A 15476-nucleotide genomic window follows, 5' to 3' on the forward strand; every position below is an offset into this window, starting at 1 on the left:
TGTTAGATCGGATCCCAGGTGGTGAGCTGGGGCGAGGGGATGTTCTCGTAGAAGGAGTTCTTCATCGCGGGAATGGCATGCTCGGCAATGCTTTCCGGGGTCCAGCCCTCGCTGCGATGCACCGAGCGGAGCACGCGGGGCTGGGAGTAGAGGTAGATCTCGTTGGCGCGCACGCCGAAGATCTGCCCGGACACCCCGGCACCCGCGTCGCTGGCCAGGTATACCGCCAGCGGGGCGATCTTGCGCGGCTCCATGGTCTTGAGCTTCTCCATGCGCGCGGCGGCTTCCGGGGTGTCGGTGGGAACCGATGCGGTCATGGCCGTCCAGGCGAAGGGGGCGATGCAGTTGGAACGCACGTTGTAGCGCGCCATATCGAGGGCGATGGTCTTGGACAAGCCCACCAGGCCCAGCTTGGCCGCCGAGTAGTTGCCCTGCCCCGGGTTCCCGATTAGCCCGCTGGTGGAGGTCATGTGGATGTAGGAGCCGCTGGCCTGTGCCTTGAAGTGCGGGGCTGCAGCGCGGGCGACATAGAAGGAGCCGTTGAGGTGGACGTTGATCACCGCCTGCCACTCTTCCAAGCTCATGTTGAAGAAGAAGCGGTCGCGGACGATGCCTGCGTTGTTGACCACGCAATCCACGCGGCCGAAGTTGTCCAGTGCGGTCTGCACGATGCGCTGGGCGGAGTCCCATTCGGCGACGCTGTCGCTGCTGGCTGCCGCTTCGCCGCCTGCCGCGCGGATTTCCGCGACCACCGTTTCCGCGGCGCTACCACCGGCTTCGGTGCGGCCCAGGTCGTTAACCACGACGCGCGCGCCCTGAGCCGCGAAGGCCAGGGCGAACTCTCGGCCGATACCACTGCCGGCCCCGGTGATGACTACGACTTTGTCTGCAACCATATTCGGCATATCGCCTCCTGACTTGGCTTCTGGGTTCCTGGCGCGGGCAGGGAGCTGCGCGCTGGGGTTCATGCCCTTATAATAACTGTAAATGTGTCAGTTATGTCTAGTCCGTCCGAACTATTATCGATACTCATTGATGACGTAAATTGGGTGGAGCCTTTAACTCTCGGGTTGTTGAAATGTTCGGTGGCTTTCGATAGGTTCGACTCAGAGCTGTCATTTTGTTTATTATTGGGGCATGCGCGCGCAGCAAGAACTGGCACGGTCAAGGGCTCAGGGCCACATCTGTGCCAGGGCTGGCGTGCCAGTCTTGAATTTCGAGTCAAAGGGAGCATGCCGTGGCATACGAAGTCAGCATGAACAAGCAGGGCCAGGTGCTGGGCCGCAAAGGCCAGGAAACCCGCCAACGATTGATGGTGGCCACTCGCCACCTGCTTTTCACCCACGCCCTGGTGGACATTTCCGCAGTAGCCATTGCGAAGGCCGCGGGCACTTCTTCCGCCAGCTTCTACATGTACTTCGACGACGTACAGGACGTGCTCTATTCACTGGCTATGGAAGCCGGTGAAGACATGGCAAAAGTCTCGCGGCTGCTGGAGGAACCCTGGGCGGCTGAGCGATTCGAAGAAGAGGCGCTGCGCCTGATCGAGGCGCTGAACGGAGTCTGGAGCCGCCATCGCGAGGTGCTGCGCTACCGTAACCTGGAAGCTGATCGCGGCGACCCACGTTTCGAAGAGCTGCGGATGAACACCTATATCCCGTTCATCGAACGCTTCGCCAAACTGATCCTCGCCGTCAACCCGGCTGTGGGTGGCCGCAAGAAAAGCGATGCCTATGCCGAAGCCACCGTGCTGCAGGCCGCCATGGAGCGGCTGGCGGCCACGGACCCGGTGGTGATGGAGCGCGGCCTGGGTTCCAAGCGGATAAACGCCGCCATTGCCCGTATGGTGGTGCAGACCTTGCACTCCGGTATGTCAGAGGAGGCTGGCGGCGGAGCCGCTCCCGTTCCCAGTGCGCGCAAGCCGCGCGTGACCAAGGCCAAGGCCAAGGCTGCGGCCCTGGCGCCGGACTTGGTCACCGAGGGCTGAGCCTGATTCTTTGTGCAGGCCTGGAGCAACTTCAGGCCTTGTACTCGATGACAGCATGGCTGAGTACCGGCTTGTCGCGCTCCACCGCATGCATGCGGAACACTGCGAGGCCGGGTTCCAGCTGCCAAAGCTCGATGCGCATGGTTTCACCGCTGTACATCGGGCCGGCATAACGCACCGACAGGCTGCGCAAGCGCGCGGCGTCATTGTCGCAGACCATCCGCAGCGCACCGCGGCCAGCCAGGCCGAAACAACCGACGCCGCGAATCATCGCCTGGGGCGTGCCTTGGGTCTGTGCCGCTATGGTGATATCCGCCGAAAGGCGGAACAGCGTGTCCGGCTCCGGTGGCGTAGGAATTTCCAATACCAGGTCCGCGGCCCGCTCCGGGAGCGGCATGGGGCGTGGCGTATTCTGTGGTTTGCCGCCGAATCCACCATTGCCGCGCAGTACGGTGGTGACTTCGATGGTTGCGACGGTCTCGCCTGCTGGCTCGCTGAGCGTCAGCGTTTGCAGCATGACGGCGCCTTTCTCGGCGCCACGATCGAAAATCTCATCGATCTTTTGGGTGACCACCAGCTCGCCTTCGCTGGCCAGCGGGCGATGCAGGCGCAAGGTTTCCTGGGCATGGACTATCTGCTGCCAGACGATGCCGGTGCGCGGGTCCTTCTGCCAGAACTCGCCGTCGGCCAGAGCCACGGCGGACATTGGCAATACCTGTAGCCCTTCGCCGGGCTCAAGGTAGGGGCGGTCGGCTTCGGCCCAGTCCGCTGATGCGCCCGCGCCGAAACCACGGGCAAAACGGATGCAGTCTTCCTGGTCATAACGGCGGGGCACGGCTGGGAAGGGCCAGTCGATAAGCGTTTGGTAGTAGAGCGACACTTGGAGCTCCGAAGGGCAAAAAGGGAAGGGTAGGCGAAGGCATGGCGCCTTCGCCCCGTGCACTCAGGACTGGGCTTTCTTGGCCGCTTCCATCGAGGCGCGCATACCGGCAGCTGCCAGTTCGTAGTGCTCCTTGGTGGAGGTGCTGAGGATATGGGTGTCGAAGTGGGCCATCAGGGAATTGCGGAAACCCATGATGTCTGCCGAGCGGTTCAGTGAGCGCTTGAGCATGCGAATGCCGATGGGCGGTGCTGCGGCAATCCGGTTGGCCATTTCCAGAGTGAAGTCTTCCAAGCTGGCGCGTGGCACCACGTGATTGACCATGCCCCATTCCTTGGCTTCCTGTGCGCTGAGTCGCTGGCCGGTGAACAGGAATTCCTTGGCTTTGCGCAAGCTCATTACCCAGGGGTGCACCAGGGCTTCCACCGAGGCGGCGGCGAGACTGTGGCACACGGGGTCGCTGAAGAATGCGTCGTCGGAGGCGACCACCATGTCGCACATGTTCGCCACCATGAAGCCGCCAGCGATGCAGGCGCCCTGCACTTGGGCAATGGTCGGCTTGGGAAAGTCCCAGATACGCAGGGCGTTGCCCAGGTAGTGTTCGCTTTCCCACAGCCAGTGCTGCTCGGGGGAGAAATCGCCACGCTTCTCCATACCATCCATCAGGTCATGGCCGGCGGAGAAATGTTTGCCTTTGGCGCCAATGACGACGACGCGAATAGCGTCGTCGTGCTTGGCGCGATCCAGAGCGTGATCCAGTTCGGCCAACAGGTTCTCAGTTTCGGCGTTGGCCTGGCTGGGGCGATTGTGGCTGATGCGGGCGACTGCGCCGATCACTTCGTAGCTGATTTCCGAGTATTCCATCTTGTTATTCCTCGTTGCGGCTAGGCAGCGAATTCCACGTAGCCATTGTTGAGAATGATCAGATCGCGCTCTACCACTCGCGCGCGGAAGCTGGCCTTGCCGGGGCCTTCATGCCAGACCTCGACCCGCAGGGTTTCCCCTGGATACATGGGCGAGGCGAAGCGTAGGTTGAGCACGCGCAGGCGGTGCGGGTCGTCGTTGCAGAGCAGGCGGACTATGGCGCGGCCGGCCATGCCGTAACTGCTCATACCGTGGAGGATCGGCTTGTCGAAGCCCGCCTTGGCGGCGAAGGCCGGGTCGATGTGCAGCGGATTCAAGTCGCCGGACAGGCGATAGATGACGGCCTGCTCCGGGCGGCTGGACAGCTCGATGCTGAGGTCGAAGGGGCGATCCTCTGGTAGCGGGTGCGGCTTGGGTTGACCCTCGGCGGTGCCACCGAAGCCGCCATTACCGCGCATGAAGGTGGACCAGGTGGAAGTGGCCAGCAGCTCCTCGGTCTCGGCGTCGTAGATGCGCCGTGACATGTACATCACTGCTCCTTTGTCGGCGCCCTTGTCGTAGATCTCATCGACGCTGTCACGGCCGATCAGGGTGCCCTTGGCGGGCAGCGGCTTGTGGATGCGCAGGAACTGCTCGCCATGCAGCACTTTGCTCAGGTCGATGCCGGTTTCCGGGTCGGCCAGCCAGAACTCACCGCTGGCCATGATGGTGGCCATGGTCGGTAGTGCCTTCAGGCCCTTCTCGTAGACGTACTGCAGATCGCCGGCCGGCAGCGGGTTGCTGGTGGCCGCCCCTACGCCCAAGGCGTACAGGATGGTGTCGCGAGTGCTGTAGCTCTGCCGGCCTTCGCTAATGGGCCAGGTCTTGATGCGGTGGTAGTCGAGGGGCACGTCATATTCCTCAATGGGCCGGTTCTTGTCTCTAGCATTGCGCTTTACTTGATAACTGTCAAACAGTCAGTTACATGGTGTAGTATGTCTGCGTGAGGCATAAGATGCGGGTGATTGCTCTGCTTTTTGTGATTGAATTTCAGTTGCTATGCGGTGAAAACGCTCCCGTGCCGATGCGCGGAAGCTTCCTGGCATGGGCCGGAGCCCACCTAAACAAGAACATTTCGGAGACAAAAAATGGCTCTACTGGAAGGAAAAGTCGCGATCATTACCGGTGCCGGGCGTGGCCTGGGTGCCACCTATGCACAACTCTTGGCGGCCGAGGGTGCGGCCGTGGTGGTCAACGACCTGGGGCGTGACGAGAACGGCAACTACACCGCTGAAGCGGTGGTCGCTACCGTACGTGAAGCCGGCGGCCGCGCCGTGGCGCATACCCAGGACATCTCCACGGCGGAAGGCGGTCAGTCGCTGCTGGCCACCGCCCTGGGTGAGTTCGGTCGTGCCGATATCCTGATCAACAACGCTGGGATCCTGCGCGACAAGTCTTTCCTCAAGCTGGAGGAAGGCGACTGGGATGCGGTTATCAAGGTCAACCTGAAGAGCATGTACGCCGTCACCCAGCCCGTTTTTGCCTGGATGAAGGAAAACGGCGGTGGGGTGATCGTCAATACCTCGTCCACCTCTGGTTTGGTGGGTAACTTCGGGCAGAGCAACTATGCCGCTTCCAAGTGCGGTGCCTGGGGCCTCTCCAATGTGCTGGCCATCGAAGGTGCCAAGTTCGGCGTGCGCGTTTGGACTCTTGCCCCTGCCGCCGTTTCCGCCCTCACGGCGCCGCTGATGGACGAAGTCACCAAGGCCCAGATGGCGCCTGAGCATGTGGCCCAAGTGGTGCTTTACATGGTCAGCGAACTGTCCGGCCAGCGTACCGGCCACTGCCTGTTCGCCTCCGGCCAGAGCGTGCGCGAGCTGAAGCTGCTGTCCGCTGAAGGCATCCCCGGTGGTGGCAAGGACGCGGCATTCGACGCCCGCAGCCTGGCTGCGGCCGAGGACAAGGTTTTCCGCCCAGAGGCAGCGCTGACCATCATGGACTTCGCCAAGTAACAGCCCCACAGATGCGGGGCGAATGGCCCCAGGGAGTTCAATATGAGCAACAAGGTACTGGTCGCCGGCGTGGGGATGGTCAAGTTCACCAAGCCCGGCAAGAGCGAAATGTACGACGTAATGGGCGGCGATGCCGCTGCCCTGGCACTGGAGGATGCAGGCATCGCCTATTCCGCTGTGCAGCAGGCCTATGCCGGCTTCGTCGCCGGTGATACCTGCTCCGGGCAAACTGCGCTGTACCGCGTGGGAATCACCGGTATTCCGGTGATCAACGTCAACAACGCCTGTGCCAGCGGTTCTTCTGCTTTGTTCCTGGCGCGCCAGGCCGTGGCCAGCGGTATGGTCGATGTGGCACTGGCCGTCGGCTTCGAGCAGATGAATCCAGGCGCCATGTCCACCGGTGACGCTGCGCTGCGCACACCGATCACGGTGAAGATCGACGAGGCGGTGCGCAAGATCCGTGGCTGGGACGACAACGCCCCCAGTGGCCCCCAGTACTTCGGCGGTGCCGGTGCCGAATATCTGGAAAAGTACAACGTGTCCGCCGAGTTGTTCGGGCGTGTCTCGGTCAAGGCGCGCAGCCATGCCTTGCGTAACCCCTATGCGCTGTTCACCGAGCCCCTGACCCTGGAACAGGTCATGACTTCGCCGCAGATCTTCGGGCCGGTCACTCGCCTCATGTGCTGCCCTCCGACCTGCGGCGCGGCTGCTGTGGTGGTGGTTTCCGAGGCCTACGCGCGCAAGCACGGGCTGGGCAACAGCGTGGAGATCGCCGGCATGGGTCTGACAACCGATACGTCGGATAGCTTCGAGTCCGGCAGCATGCTCAATGTCGTCGGCGCTGGCATGACCCGCCGTGCAGCCGCCCAGGCATACGAGCAAGCAGGCGTGGGGGCGGACGACATCGATGTGGTCGAGTTGCACGACTGTTTCTCGCCCAACGAAGTCATCACCTACGAAGCGCTCGGGTTGTGCGAGGAGGGTGGGGCAGAGCGGTTCGTCATCGACGGGCAGAACACCTACGGCGGTCGCGTGGTCACCAACCCATCGGGTGGCTTGCTGTCCAAGGGGCACCCGCTGGGCGCCACAGGCCTGGCCCAGATCGCTGAATTGACCTGGCATTTGCGCGGTCAAGCCGGCGAACGCCAGGTGGAGAACGCGCGTATCGCGCTGCAGCACAACATCGGGCTGGGAGGCGCCGGGGTGGTCACCATCCTCAAGCGCATCTGAGGTCAGGGCGCCTGGCGGTTGCCGGGCGCCTATCCAATGTAATCAGTGGGAGAGACGCAGATGAGCGAACCCATGACCCAGCATTACCGGGAAATCCTGCTCGGCGTTGGCGAGAACCCCGCCCGCGAAGGCCTGCTCGATACCCCCAAACGCGCGGCCAAGGCCATGCAGTTCCTCTGCAACGGCTACCAGAAGACCCTGGCTGAAATCGTCAATGGCGCGTTGTTCGAGTCGGACAACGACGAGATGGTGATCGTCAAGGAGATCGAGCTTTATTCCCTTTGTGAACACCACCTGCTGCCCTTCATCGGCAAGGCCCACGTGGCCTATATCCCCACGGGGAAGGTGCTGGGGCTGTCCAAGGTGGCGCGCATCGTCGACATGTACGCCCGGCGCCTGCAGATCCAGGAGAACCTCACCCGGCAGATCGCCGACGCCATCCAGCAGGTAACCGGTGCCGCTGGCGTCGCCGTGGTCATCGAGGCCCAGCACATGTGCATGATGATGCGCGGAGTGGAAAAGCAGAATTCTCAGATGCTCACCTCTGTAATGCTCGGTGCCTTCCGTGAGTCGCAGAACACTCGCTCCGAGTTCCTCCAGCTGATAGGACGAAAGTAGCGAATGCCTGGCCTGAAGCCCGGGATGGCGCGCATCCGCGTCAAGGACCTGCGCCTGCGTACCTACATAGGCATCAAGGAGGAGGAAATCCTCAATAAGCAGGATGTGCTGATCAACCTGACCTTCCTCTACTCAGCCACCGAGGCGGTGCGTGACAACGATATCGACCACGCGCTGAATTACCGCACCATCACCAAGGCGGTGATCCGCCACGTCGAGGAAAATCGCTTCGCCCTGCTCGAGCGCCTGACCCAGGAGCTGCTCGACCTGGTGATGGGCAACCCGGCCGTGCACTACGCCGAAGTGGAAGTCGACAAGCTACACGCCCTGCGTTTCGCCGAGTCGGTCTCGATCACCCTGGCTAGTGAGCGCTGAACGGATCAGCCGCGCGCGCGATGCTGTAGGTCGGGCTGAGCTCCAAGCCCGACACCCTGGGCTTGGAGCTCGAGGTGGTTGGACTTCGCCGGTTCCGCGCCAATCGACGCGTCTCTGGTCCGCCGCCCGACTCCCTCCTAGGCGGAGGGAGTGCTGCTCCTATCAAGCGCCGACAGGCGCAGTCAGTTGTGGCCAAAGGTGGTCCCCACGCTGCGCCAGCACCTCACGGCCAATCCGTTCCGACCACCAATGCTCGCTGCCGGCCTCAGCCCGCCACTGCCAGAGGCGACGGGTGTAGTAGTGCAGGCTGTGCTCGTCGGTCACGCCGATGGCGCCGAACACCTGGTGGGCGATAGCCGCCGCGCGGGTGGCGGCTCGGCCAATCAGACTCTTGGCCACGGCGGCGCCGTAGCTGGCGTTGTCGGCATCTATCTGGCGAGCCGCATAAAGGCCGGCGACCTGCGCGGCGGCGGCCTGGGAAGCGAGCTCCGCGATCATCTGCTGGATTGCTTGGAACTTGCCGATGGGCTTGCCGAACTGCACGCGGGTATTGGCGTACTCCACGCAAAGGTCCAGTACCCTGGCCAGGGCTCCGGCCATTTGCATGCTGCGCAGCGCGGCAAGGTGCGGGCGCAGTCCCAACTCGTCGAGGAAGGGAGCTTCGGCAGTTTGCAGCGGCAGGACACCGTCTAGTTCGAAGCTCGCGCAGGGCAAGCGGTCGAGCGTTTCGGTGGCCTGCTGGCGCCCAGCGTCGGCGCACACCAGGCAGAGGTGCATGACACCATCGTGCATGGCGGCGACCAGCACATGACCGGCTACCGGAAGCCAGCTCAGCTGGGCGTCCTGGCCGTGCAGCCTGCCCTGGGCGTCCAATTCGAAGATTTTGTCGGAGAGCGCGAGCATGCCTTCCGGTACTTCCAGTCCTGCGCGGGAGAGCGCCCAGGCAGCAATGCTGGTTTCGCCTACAGGAACAGGAACGGCATGCACGCCGCAGAGGCGCAGCACCGGTTCGCTCTCTGCCCAGCCTAGGCCAGCGCCACCGGCGTCCTCGCCGCTGAGGGCGAGAGTGATGCCCATGGCTTCGATTTCCTGCCAGAGGTTGCTGTCCAGTTGGCCGTCTTCGGCACGCACCCAGGTGTCACGGTCGATACGGTCGGTGAACAGACGTTGGACCTGCTCGGCGAGCATTTCGCTGATGTTCATTTCGCTGCTACTCATTTCAGTCCTAGCCCCTTGGCAATGATGCCGCGCAGGATTTCCCGGGTGCCGCCACGCAGGGAGAAGGAGGGCGCGTTCTGCACCAGGAACGCCTGGAGTTCGCTGAGCCGATCCTCGGCGACTATGTTGGACGAACAGTCCAGCAGCTCGCGGACCAGGTCCGGCATGCGCTGTTCATGGAGGTTGCCGAGGTCTTTCACCAGTGCAGCTTCCTTGGCAGGGGAATGGCCGTCCTGCAGTTGCCCGACGATGGATAGGGACATCTCCCGCAGCACGGCGAGCTCGGCCACAGCTTCGCCCAGGCGGCGGGCGGCGAGACGATCGTCGGTGCCGGTATTGCGCAGGGCGTCGATGGTCAGTGGAAGCAGTGGGAAGGCGCTCATGTAGCGGTCCGGCTGGCTACGCTCGAAAGCCAACTCGCCACTGGCCTGTGCCCATCCATCACCTTCGCGGCCGACCAGCATGTCGTCGGGAACGAAGACGTTATCGAAGGTCACTTCGTTGAAGTGGGCTTCCCCGGTCAGGTCATGAATCGGGCGAACTTCGATGCCGGAAGCGTGCATGTCGATGATGAACTGTGACAGGCCTTTGTGCTTTTCAGTGTCGGCTTGGCCGCCCGTGCGGAACAGGCCGATCATGAAGTCGCAGAGGTGCGCGTTGGTGGTCCACACCTTGCGCCCATTCAGGCGCCAGCCGCCCTCTACGCGTGTGGCGCGGGAGCGCAGGGACGCCAGGTCGGAACCCGAGTCCGGCTCGCTGAGGCCGATGCAGAATGAGGCTTCACCGCGTGCGATTAGTGGCAGAAAACGCTGGCGCTGGGTCTCGGTACCCAGGCGCAGCAATAACGGGCCGCTCTGGCGATCACCGAACCAATGGGCGCCCAGAGGGGCGCCGACGGCGAGCATCTCTTCAACCACCACATAGCGCTCCAGACCGGAGCGCTCGCGGCCGCCATAGGCTTTAGGCCAGGTCATGCCGATCCAGCCACGCTTGCCGACTTCGCGGCTGAATTGGCGGTCGAACCCGGTCCAGGAGTGGCCGACCTTCCAGCCGGACCAGTCGCGTGAGGCCTCGGCCAGGAAGGTGCGGGCCTCCTGGCGCAGCGGTTCGAGAGTAGAGGGGAGTTGCAGGGGCTTGAAGCTGAATGCTGATGTCACGGCAATTCCCTCAGATGACGTTGCGCTGGCGCAGTTCGGCAATGCGCTCGGCGGAGAGGCCCAGCCATTCGCCGAGCACTGCGTCCGTATGTTCGCCGATAGCCGGGGGCGCCTGCTTGTAGCGCACCGGAGTGGCGGAGAAGCGCATAGGGCTGGCAGCCGAACGCACCGTGCCGTTCAGCGGATGTTCCTGGACCACCACCATCTCGCGCTCGATTACGTGCGGATCCTGCTCCAGATCCTGCATGTCGTTGATCGGGCCGCAGGATACGGTGTTGGCATTCAGGTACTCGATCCATTGGGCCTTGGTGCGTCCACGCAGAGCCTCGGTGAGCTGTTGCGAGAGCTCCCGACGGTTGGCCACGCGGGCGCCGTTCTTGGCGAACAGGGGATCTTCAATCCAGTCATCGCGGCCAACCGCCTTGGCCAGGCGGACGAACTCGCGATCGTTGAAGGTGGCGATCAGGATGAAGCCGTCATCCACCGGGTAGACCCCATAGGGCGAAGCACTGGGATGATCGTTGCCGGTCCGACCCAGTTCCTTGCCGCCGTTGAACCAGGCGGAGAAGGTGTTGAGCAGGGTGGCCATCTGGGCGTCGAACAGCGATACGTCGATATGCTGGCCTTCGCCACTGCTGTTGCGGTGATTCAGTGCGCCGAGAACACCAATGGCGGCGTAGAGGCCGGCGCAAATGTCCGCCACCGGAATGCCTACACGCATCGGTCCGTCACCCGGTTCGCCTTCGCGGTGGCCGGTGACCGACATGACCCCGGCCATGGCCTGGATCAGGTAGTCGTAGCCCGAGCGGTTAGCGTAGGGGCCGGTCTGGCCGAAGCCGGTGATGGAGCAGTAGATCAGGCGCGGGTTGATCTTGCGCAGCTCCTCGTAGCCCAGGCCGTACTTGGCCAGGGTGCCGGTGCGATAGTTTTCCAGCAACACGTCGCAATTGACCACCATCTGGCGGATCAACTCGGCCCCTTCGGGCTGGGCGAAGTCCACAGTGATGGAGCGCTTGTTGCGATTGGCCGCCTGGCTATAGGTGGATTCCTGGTGTGGCTGGTTCTCCGTGCCCTTGATCCAAGGCGGGCCGATGCGGCGGATGTCGTCGCCTTCGCCCTGGCGCTCGACCTTGATTACATCGGCGCCAAGATCGGCGAGGATCTGTCCGGCGTAGGGGCCGGCGATCACTCGGGTCATGTCGAGAATGCGGATACCGCTGAGTACTTCAGGGGAGATGTCGTTCATGGTCATACCGCGATGGTGTAGCCGCCATTGACCGAAAGGACCTGGCCAGTGATGTAGGAGGCGCCTTCGGAGAGCAGGAAGCAGACCGGCACCGAGACTTCCTCAGGAGAGGCGAAGCGGCCCAGGGCAATCTGCTGCATGTAGGTGTCGAGGAAGCGCGGATCGCTGCGGACCTTCTCGGTCATGGCGGTCTCCACCATGCCGAAGCACACGGCATTGGCGCGCACGCCGTACTTGGCCCATTCGCGCGCGGCGGTCATGGCCATGCCGAACATGCCGGACTTGGCTGCCGAGTAGTTGATCTGGCCCAGGCTGCCACGGCGCCCAGCGTCCGAGGAGATGAACACGATGGCGCCGGGTGCTTGGTCACCGGCCTTGCTGCGCTCGATCAAATGACGGCCAACTGCCTGGGTGAACAGGAAGGAGCCGGTCAGGTGTACGTCGAGCACCAGTTGCCATTGCTCCAGAGTCATCTTCTCGATCATTGCCGGGCGGCCGATACCCGCGTTGTTGACCAGGCCGTGGACCGCGCCGAAGCGGGTGATGGCCTGCTCCACTGCACGTTGAACGAAATCGGCGTCGGACACGCCGCCGGCCAGCGGCAGGTAGCGCTCGCCCAGCTCATCGGCTGCCGTTTGCAGCGCCTCGCCATTGAGATCCACCGCGGCCACATTGCCGCCCAGCTCGATGACCAGGCGGGCAATGCCCAGGCCGATCCCTTGCCCGGCGCCGGTGATGATGATGGTACGTCCCTCGAGAGACATCGGATTCTTGTTGACCATGATGTTCGCCTAGTTGCTGTGGGGGTCGAAAACGACGAAGAACTGCTCCGGGTCGGCGCTGATGCGCGCCTTGACCCGCAAGCCAATGCTCACCTGCTCGGCCGGAAGGCCCTCGACACGGGACATCAGGCGTGGGCCTTCATCCAGGTCGACCAAGGTGACTGTGTAGGGCTCGGTCGGAGGTTTGGGGCGCACCACGGTGACCGCATAGACCGTACCCAGGCCTGAGGCCTCCACCCATTCCAGGTCAGTGGCTCCGGTGCCGGGTTCCAGTACCCGCGGATAGAAGAAGTGACGCTGGCTGGATTGGCTGCGCTGGAGCATGAATCGCCCCTGCTTGAGGAACCCTTGAAATTCGAGATCGGGGCATAGGGCCATGGTGTGCAATCCCTGGTGGGCGCCTGGAGTCTGCTTGCTGGCGCCGGGTTAAAACTGTCTAGTTGTATTTCTTCTGCTCGCCATGATGCCGTGTTGACTAGGCCTTGCTTAAGGTGAAAACTGGCGATCAGTTAGTTTTTAATATGCGGGCATTCAAGCGGCGAGTCAAGCCGAGGCCGCTTTCGCAGAAATGGGACACCCGATGACCGACAGTTCGAACTCCCTTTGGGCGCCCTTGCGCTTTCCTGCCTTTCGTTGGCTCTGGCTGGGAGCTCTGGCGATGAACCTGGCGATCTGGATGCAGAACGTCGGGGCGGCCTGGCTGATGGTGTCCCTGAGCAGCTCGCCGATGCTGGTGGCGTTGGTACAGACCGCCATCAGCCTGCCGTCCTTCTTTTTCGGCCTGCCGGGTGGCGTGTTCGCGGACATCTTCGACCGGCGCCGTTATCTGCTGCTGACCCATGCCGGAATGCTGCTAGCGGCACTGGCGCTGGTGGGTTTCTGCACCACCGGGATGATCGCCCCCTGGTCGCTGCTGGCGCTGACTTTCGCCTTCGGTATCGGCTTCGCACTGCAGGGGCCGGCCTGGTACACCACTCAGGCTGAAGCGGTGCCGCGTGCCTTCATGGCCTCGGCCATGGCTCTGTCTTCAGTCTCCTACAGCTCTGCCAGGGCGGTGGGCCCCGCGTTGGCTGGCGGCGTGGTGGCGGCTTCGGGCATCGTCAGCGTGTTCGTCATTTGCGCACTGCTGCTGGTGGGCTCGGTGCTGGTGGTGGCCTGTATGCGCCGGCCGGCCAAGGATTCCTCAATGCCTGCAGAGACCCTTTGGGCCGGATTGCGCGGTGCCCTGCGCTATGCGCGTTACTCGGAGGTGGTTCGCACCCAGTGCCTGCGCACCATGGCCTTCGTCGGTGCGGGCAGCGGGCTCTGGGCATTGCTGCCGGTAGTGGCCAGCGAGTCCGGCGGCGCAGGCAGCTACGGCATGCTGCTGGGCAGTATTGGCGTCGGCACCATGTGTGGGGCCCTGTTTCTGCCGTTACTGCGGGCCCATCTGGAGATCAACCGCATGGTATTGATCGCCACTCTCGTCTACGCCCTGGGCATGCTCGTGGTGGCCGAAGTACCGAATACGATGGTGCGGTGCGTGGTGCTGTTCTTCGCCGGGATAGGCTGGCTATGCGTCGGCACGATCCATCTGGTGGCGATCCAGTCCACTGTGCCGCCCTGGATTCGCGCCCGTTCCGTGGCCATCTATATGCTGGTTTTCCAAGGCTCCCTGGCCATAGGCGGGGCTGCCTGGGGGGCGGTGGCAACGCGGATCGGCACAGCCGATGCGCTGCTGCTGGCGTCCCTGATGGTGGTGATGTCGCTACTGGTCATGCGGCGCTATCGCGCTCGCTTGGGAGAGGAGGCCGAGGTGACGCCTTCCAGTCATGAGATGCCGGCCTTTTCCTTCGCCGAGCTGCAACCTCAGGACGGCCCGGTAACGGTGCAGATCGCTTACCAGATCCGCCCTGAAGACCGCGCGGAGTTCCTCCGCCGTATCCACGCAATGGGCGTCAATCGTCGTCGAGACGGCGCCAGTTTCTGGCGCATCTACCGCGAGCTGGAGCGCTCTGCCTGGTACATGGAGCGCTTCATGGTGGACTCCTGGTCCGACTACTTGCGCCAACAGACTCGTGCCACATTGGCTGACCGGGAGGCGGAGGAGGGCGTTCGGGCGCTGCACGTGGGGGCTGAGCCTCCGCGGGTGTCCCATTACCTCCGTGAGTCCCTGCCGCTCGGCGACTCCTGAGCAGGCAGGCGCGAGCCAGCGGCCGCTCGTGAAACCCAGGGGACAGTGACCCTGCCCCCGAACTTCATCTGAGTCACGAGGCAATGCAAGCAACAGCAGTGCGAGCTGGCCCGCCTCAGAGGTTCAGATACTCCGCCATACCTGCAGGGGCTTTCTTGTCGGCTGGATCGTAGAACGGTGAGAAGACCTTGAGCAGGCGGGGCAGACTGGCCCTGGTGAGGTGCCGCTTGACCTGCTGCTCGCGCTCGATCGAGGCGGCGTGCTCCACCTCCGACCGCAGGTTGCGGCGGTCCTGTTTGAGCAGGTAGGCATTGACCCGATGGACGTGTCGGCCGATGTGGGCAAGCGCATAGACGAAGCCATACAGGCGGTACAGGTAGCCACGCAGGCCGTGGCCGTAGAGCGCCTTGTACACGTCGTAGCAGACGCTACGGTGCTCGAACTCCTCGGCGAGGTGCCATTTCCACAGGGTCACCGCGTTTTCATCGGCGCCTTCCAGGTAATCGTCCAGTTCGCTGAAGAACACCTCGGCGCTGGATGAACCCATGGCCTCGAAGCCTTCGGAGTAGGCCAGCAGGAAACGCAGTGGCTTCTCTTCCAACCAACGCCGGTAGTCGGCCTCGTAGGGCGCTTCCAGCTCGCGCATACCGGCGTAGCCGCTATCGTACAGGCGCTGGTTGAAGGCCACATGGCGCTTGCAGTGCTGCACTTCCTGTTTGATGAAAATCTCCACGTCCTCCAGCAAGCGCTGCTGGCCGGGGCGTTTAGCCAGCTCATCGCGGGCGCGCATCATCACCTTGACCAGAAAGGGTTCGACGTGGGCCGGTACGGTGGAAGCGGCGTTGTAGTAATGGGCGAACTCGCGGTTCGGCGCCCAGTCGGGGCGCACGTCGGAGAAATCGATAGCGGGGCTGCGAACGCGCATGGAACCTCCTTGCGGCTGGTTTTCGGGAAC

The 15476-nt window shown here is 63.2% G+C and carries 16 protein-coding genes; 6 read left to right on the forward strand and 10 right to left on the reverse strand.

Going from position 1 to position 15476, the window contains the following annotated elements; all coding sequences use genetic code 11:
- Positions 1–2: 2 nt before the first annotated feature.
- Complete coding sequence (locus tag H3H51_RS20175; RefSeq protein WP_183090875.1) at positions 3–905, reverse strand: SDR family NAD(P)-dependent oxidoreductase; 903 nt, start codon at positions 903–905, stop codon at positions 3–5.
- A 332-nt stretch (positions 906–1237) separates the two neighbouring features.
- On the opposite strand from H3H51_RS20175, the gene H3H51_RS20180 reads away from it, so the two are divergent.
- Positions 1238–1987, forward strand: a complete 750-nt coding sequence (locus H3H51_RS20180; protein ID WP_183090876.1) for a TetR/AcrR family transcriptional regulator — start codon at positions 1238–1240, stop codon at positions 1985–1987.
- A gap of 31 nt (positions 1988–2018) precedes the next feature.
- On the opposite strand, the gene H3H51_RS21345 is transcribed toward H3H51_RS20180, so the two are convergent.
- The 3 genes from H3H51_RS21345 to H3H51_RS20195 all read right to left on the reverse strand — a co-directional run bounded on the left by H3H51_RS21345 (position 2019) and on the right by H3H51_RS20195 (position 4621).
- Positions 2019–2867 (reverse strand): MaoC family protein, encoded by an 849-nt coding sequence (locus H3H51_RS21345; RefSeq protein WP_183090877.1) that lies wholly within the window; start codon positions 2865–2867, stop codon positions 2019–2021.
- A gap of 63 nt (positions 2868–2930) precedes the next feature.
- On the reverse strand, positions 2931–3731 hold the full coding sequence (locus tag H3H51_RS20190) for an enoyl-CoA hydratase (protein ID WP_183090878.1): 801 nt from the start codon (positions 3729–3731) through the stop codon (positions 2931–2933).
- Positions 3732–3751: 20 nt separating this feature from the next.
- Positions 3752–4621 (reverse strand): MaoC/PaaZ C-terminal domain-containing protein, encoded by an 870-nt coding sequence (locus H3H51_RS20195; protein WP_183090879.1) that lies wholly within the window; start codon positions 4619–4621, stop codon positions 3752–3754.
- A gap of 237 nt (positions 4622–4858) precedes the next feature.
- On the opposite strand from H3H51_RS20195, the gene H3H51_RS20200 reads away from it, so the two are divergent.
- Genes H3H51_RS20200 through folX form a run of 4 tightly spaced genes read left to right on the forward strand, consistent with a single transcriptional unit; the run spans position 4859 to position 7945 of the window.
- Positions 4859–5722, forward strand: coding sequence for an SDR family NAD(P)-dependent oxidoreductase (locus H3H51_RS20200; RefSeq protein WP_183090880.1), 864 nt, complete (start codon positions 4859–4861; stop codon positions 5720–5722).
- Positions 5723–5764: 42 nt separating this feature from the next.
- Positions 5765–6952: a thiolase C-terminal domain-containing protein gene (locus H3H51_RS20205; RefSeq protein ID WP_183090881.1), complete on the forward strand. Its 1188-nt coding sequence runs from the start codon at positions 5765–5767 to the stop codon at positions 6950–6952.
- A gap of 60 nt (positions 6953–7012) precedes the next feature.
- Complete coding sequence (gene folE, locus H3H51_RS20210; RefSeq protein WP_183090882.1) at positions 7013–7570, forward strand: GTP cyclohydrolase I FolE; 558 nt, start codon at positions 7013–7015, stop codon at positions 7568–7570.
- 3 nt (positions 7571–7573) lie between these two features.
- On the forward strand, positions 7574–7945 hold the full coding sequence (folX, locus tag H3H51_RS20215) for a dihydroneopterin triphosphate 2'-epimerase (protein WP_183090883.1): 372 nt from the start codon (positions 7574–7576) through the stop codon (positions 7943–7945).
- Positions 7946–8107: 162 nt separating this feature from the next.
- On the opposite strand, the gene H3H51_RS20220 is transcribed toward folX, so the two are convergent.
- The 5 genes from H3H51_RS20220 to H3H51_RS20240 are packed head-to-tail and all read right to left on the reverse strand — an operon-like array spanning position 8108 to position 12672.
- Entirely contained in the window at positions 8108–9163 is a 1056-nt protein-coding gene (locus H3H51_RS20220) for an acyl-CoA dehydrogenase family protein (RefSeq protein WP_220791104.1), read from the reverse strand.
- Positions 9160–10320 (reverse strand): acyl-CoA dehydrogenase family protein, encoded by a 1161-nt coding sequence (locus H3H51_RS20225; protein WP_183090884.1) that lies wholly within the window; start codon positions 10318–10320, stop codon positions 9160–9162. The genes H3H51_RS20220 and H3H51_RS20225 overlap by 4 nt, the downstream gene beginning before the upstream one ends.
- Positions 10321–10330: 10 nt before the next feature.
- Positions 10331–11572, reverse strand: a complete 1242-nt coding sequence (locus H3H51_RS20230) for a CaiB/BaiF CoA transferase family protein (protein ID WP_183090885.1) — start codon at positions 11570–11572, stop codon at positions 10331–10333.
- Positions 11569–12348, reverse strand: a complete 780-nt coding sequence (locus tag H3H51_RS20235; RefSeq protein WP_183090886.1) for an SDR family NAD(P)-dependent oxidoreductase — start codon at positions 12346–12348, stop codon at positions 11569–11571. The genes H3H51_RS20230 and H3H51_RS20235 overlap by 4 nt, the downstream gene beginning before the upstream one ends.
- Positions 12349–12357: 9 nt before the next feature.
- Complete coding sequence (locus H3H51_RS20240) at positions 12358–12672, reverse strand: Zn-ribbon domain-containing OB-fold protein (RefSeq protein ID WP_407926526.1); 315 nt, start codon at positions 12670–12672, stop codon at positions 12358–12360.
- 256 nt (positions 12673–12928) lie between these two features.
- Here H3H51_RS20240 and H3H51_RS20245 point away from each other — a divergent pair, with 256 nt between their 5' ends.
- Entirely contained in the window at positions 12929–14521 is a 1593-nt protein-coding gene (locus H3H51_RS20245) for an MFS transporter (protein WP_183090888.1), read from the forward strand.
- A 115-nt stretch (positions 14522–14636) separates the two neighbouring features.
- Here H3H51_RS20245 and H3H51_RS20250 read toward each other — a convergent pair whose 3' ends face one another.
- On the reverse strand, positions 14637–15446 hold the full coding sequence (locus H3H51_RS20250) for a metal-dependent hydrolase (protein WP_183090889.1): 810 nt from the start codon (positions 15444–15446) through the stop codon (positions 14637–14639).
- Positions 15447–15476: the final 30 nt, after the last annotated feature.

The organism is Aquipseudomonas ullengensis (genome assembly GCF_014174475.1).
GTDB classification, from domain to species: domain Bacteria; phylum Pseudomonadota; class Gammaproteobacteria; order Pseudomonadales; family Pseudomonadaceae; genus Aquipseudomonas; species Aquipseudomonas ullengensis.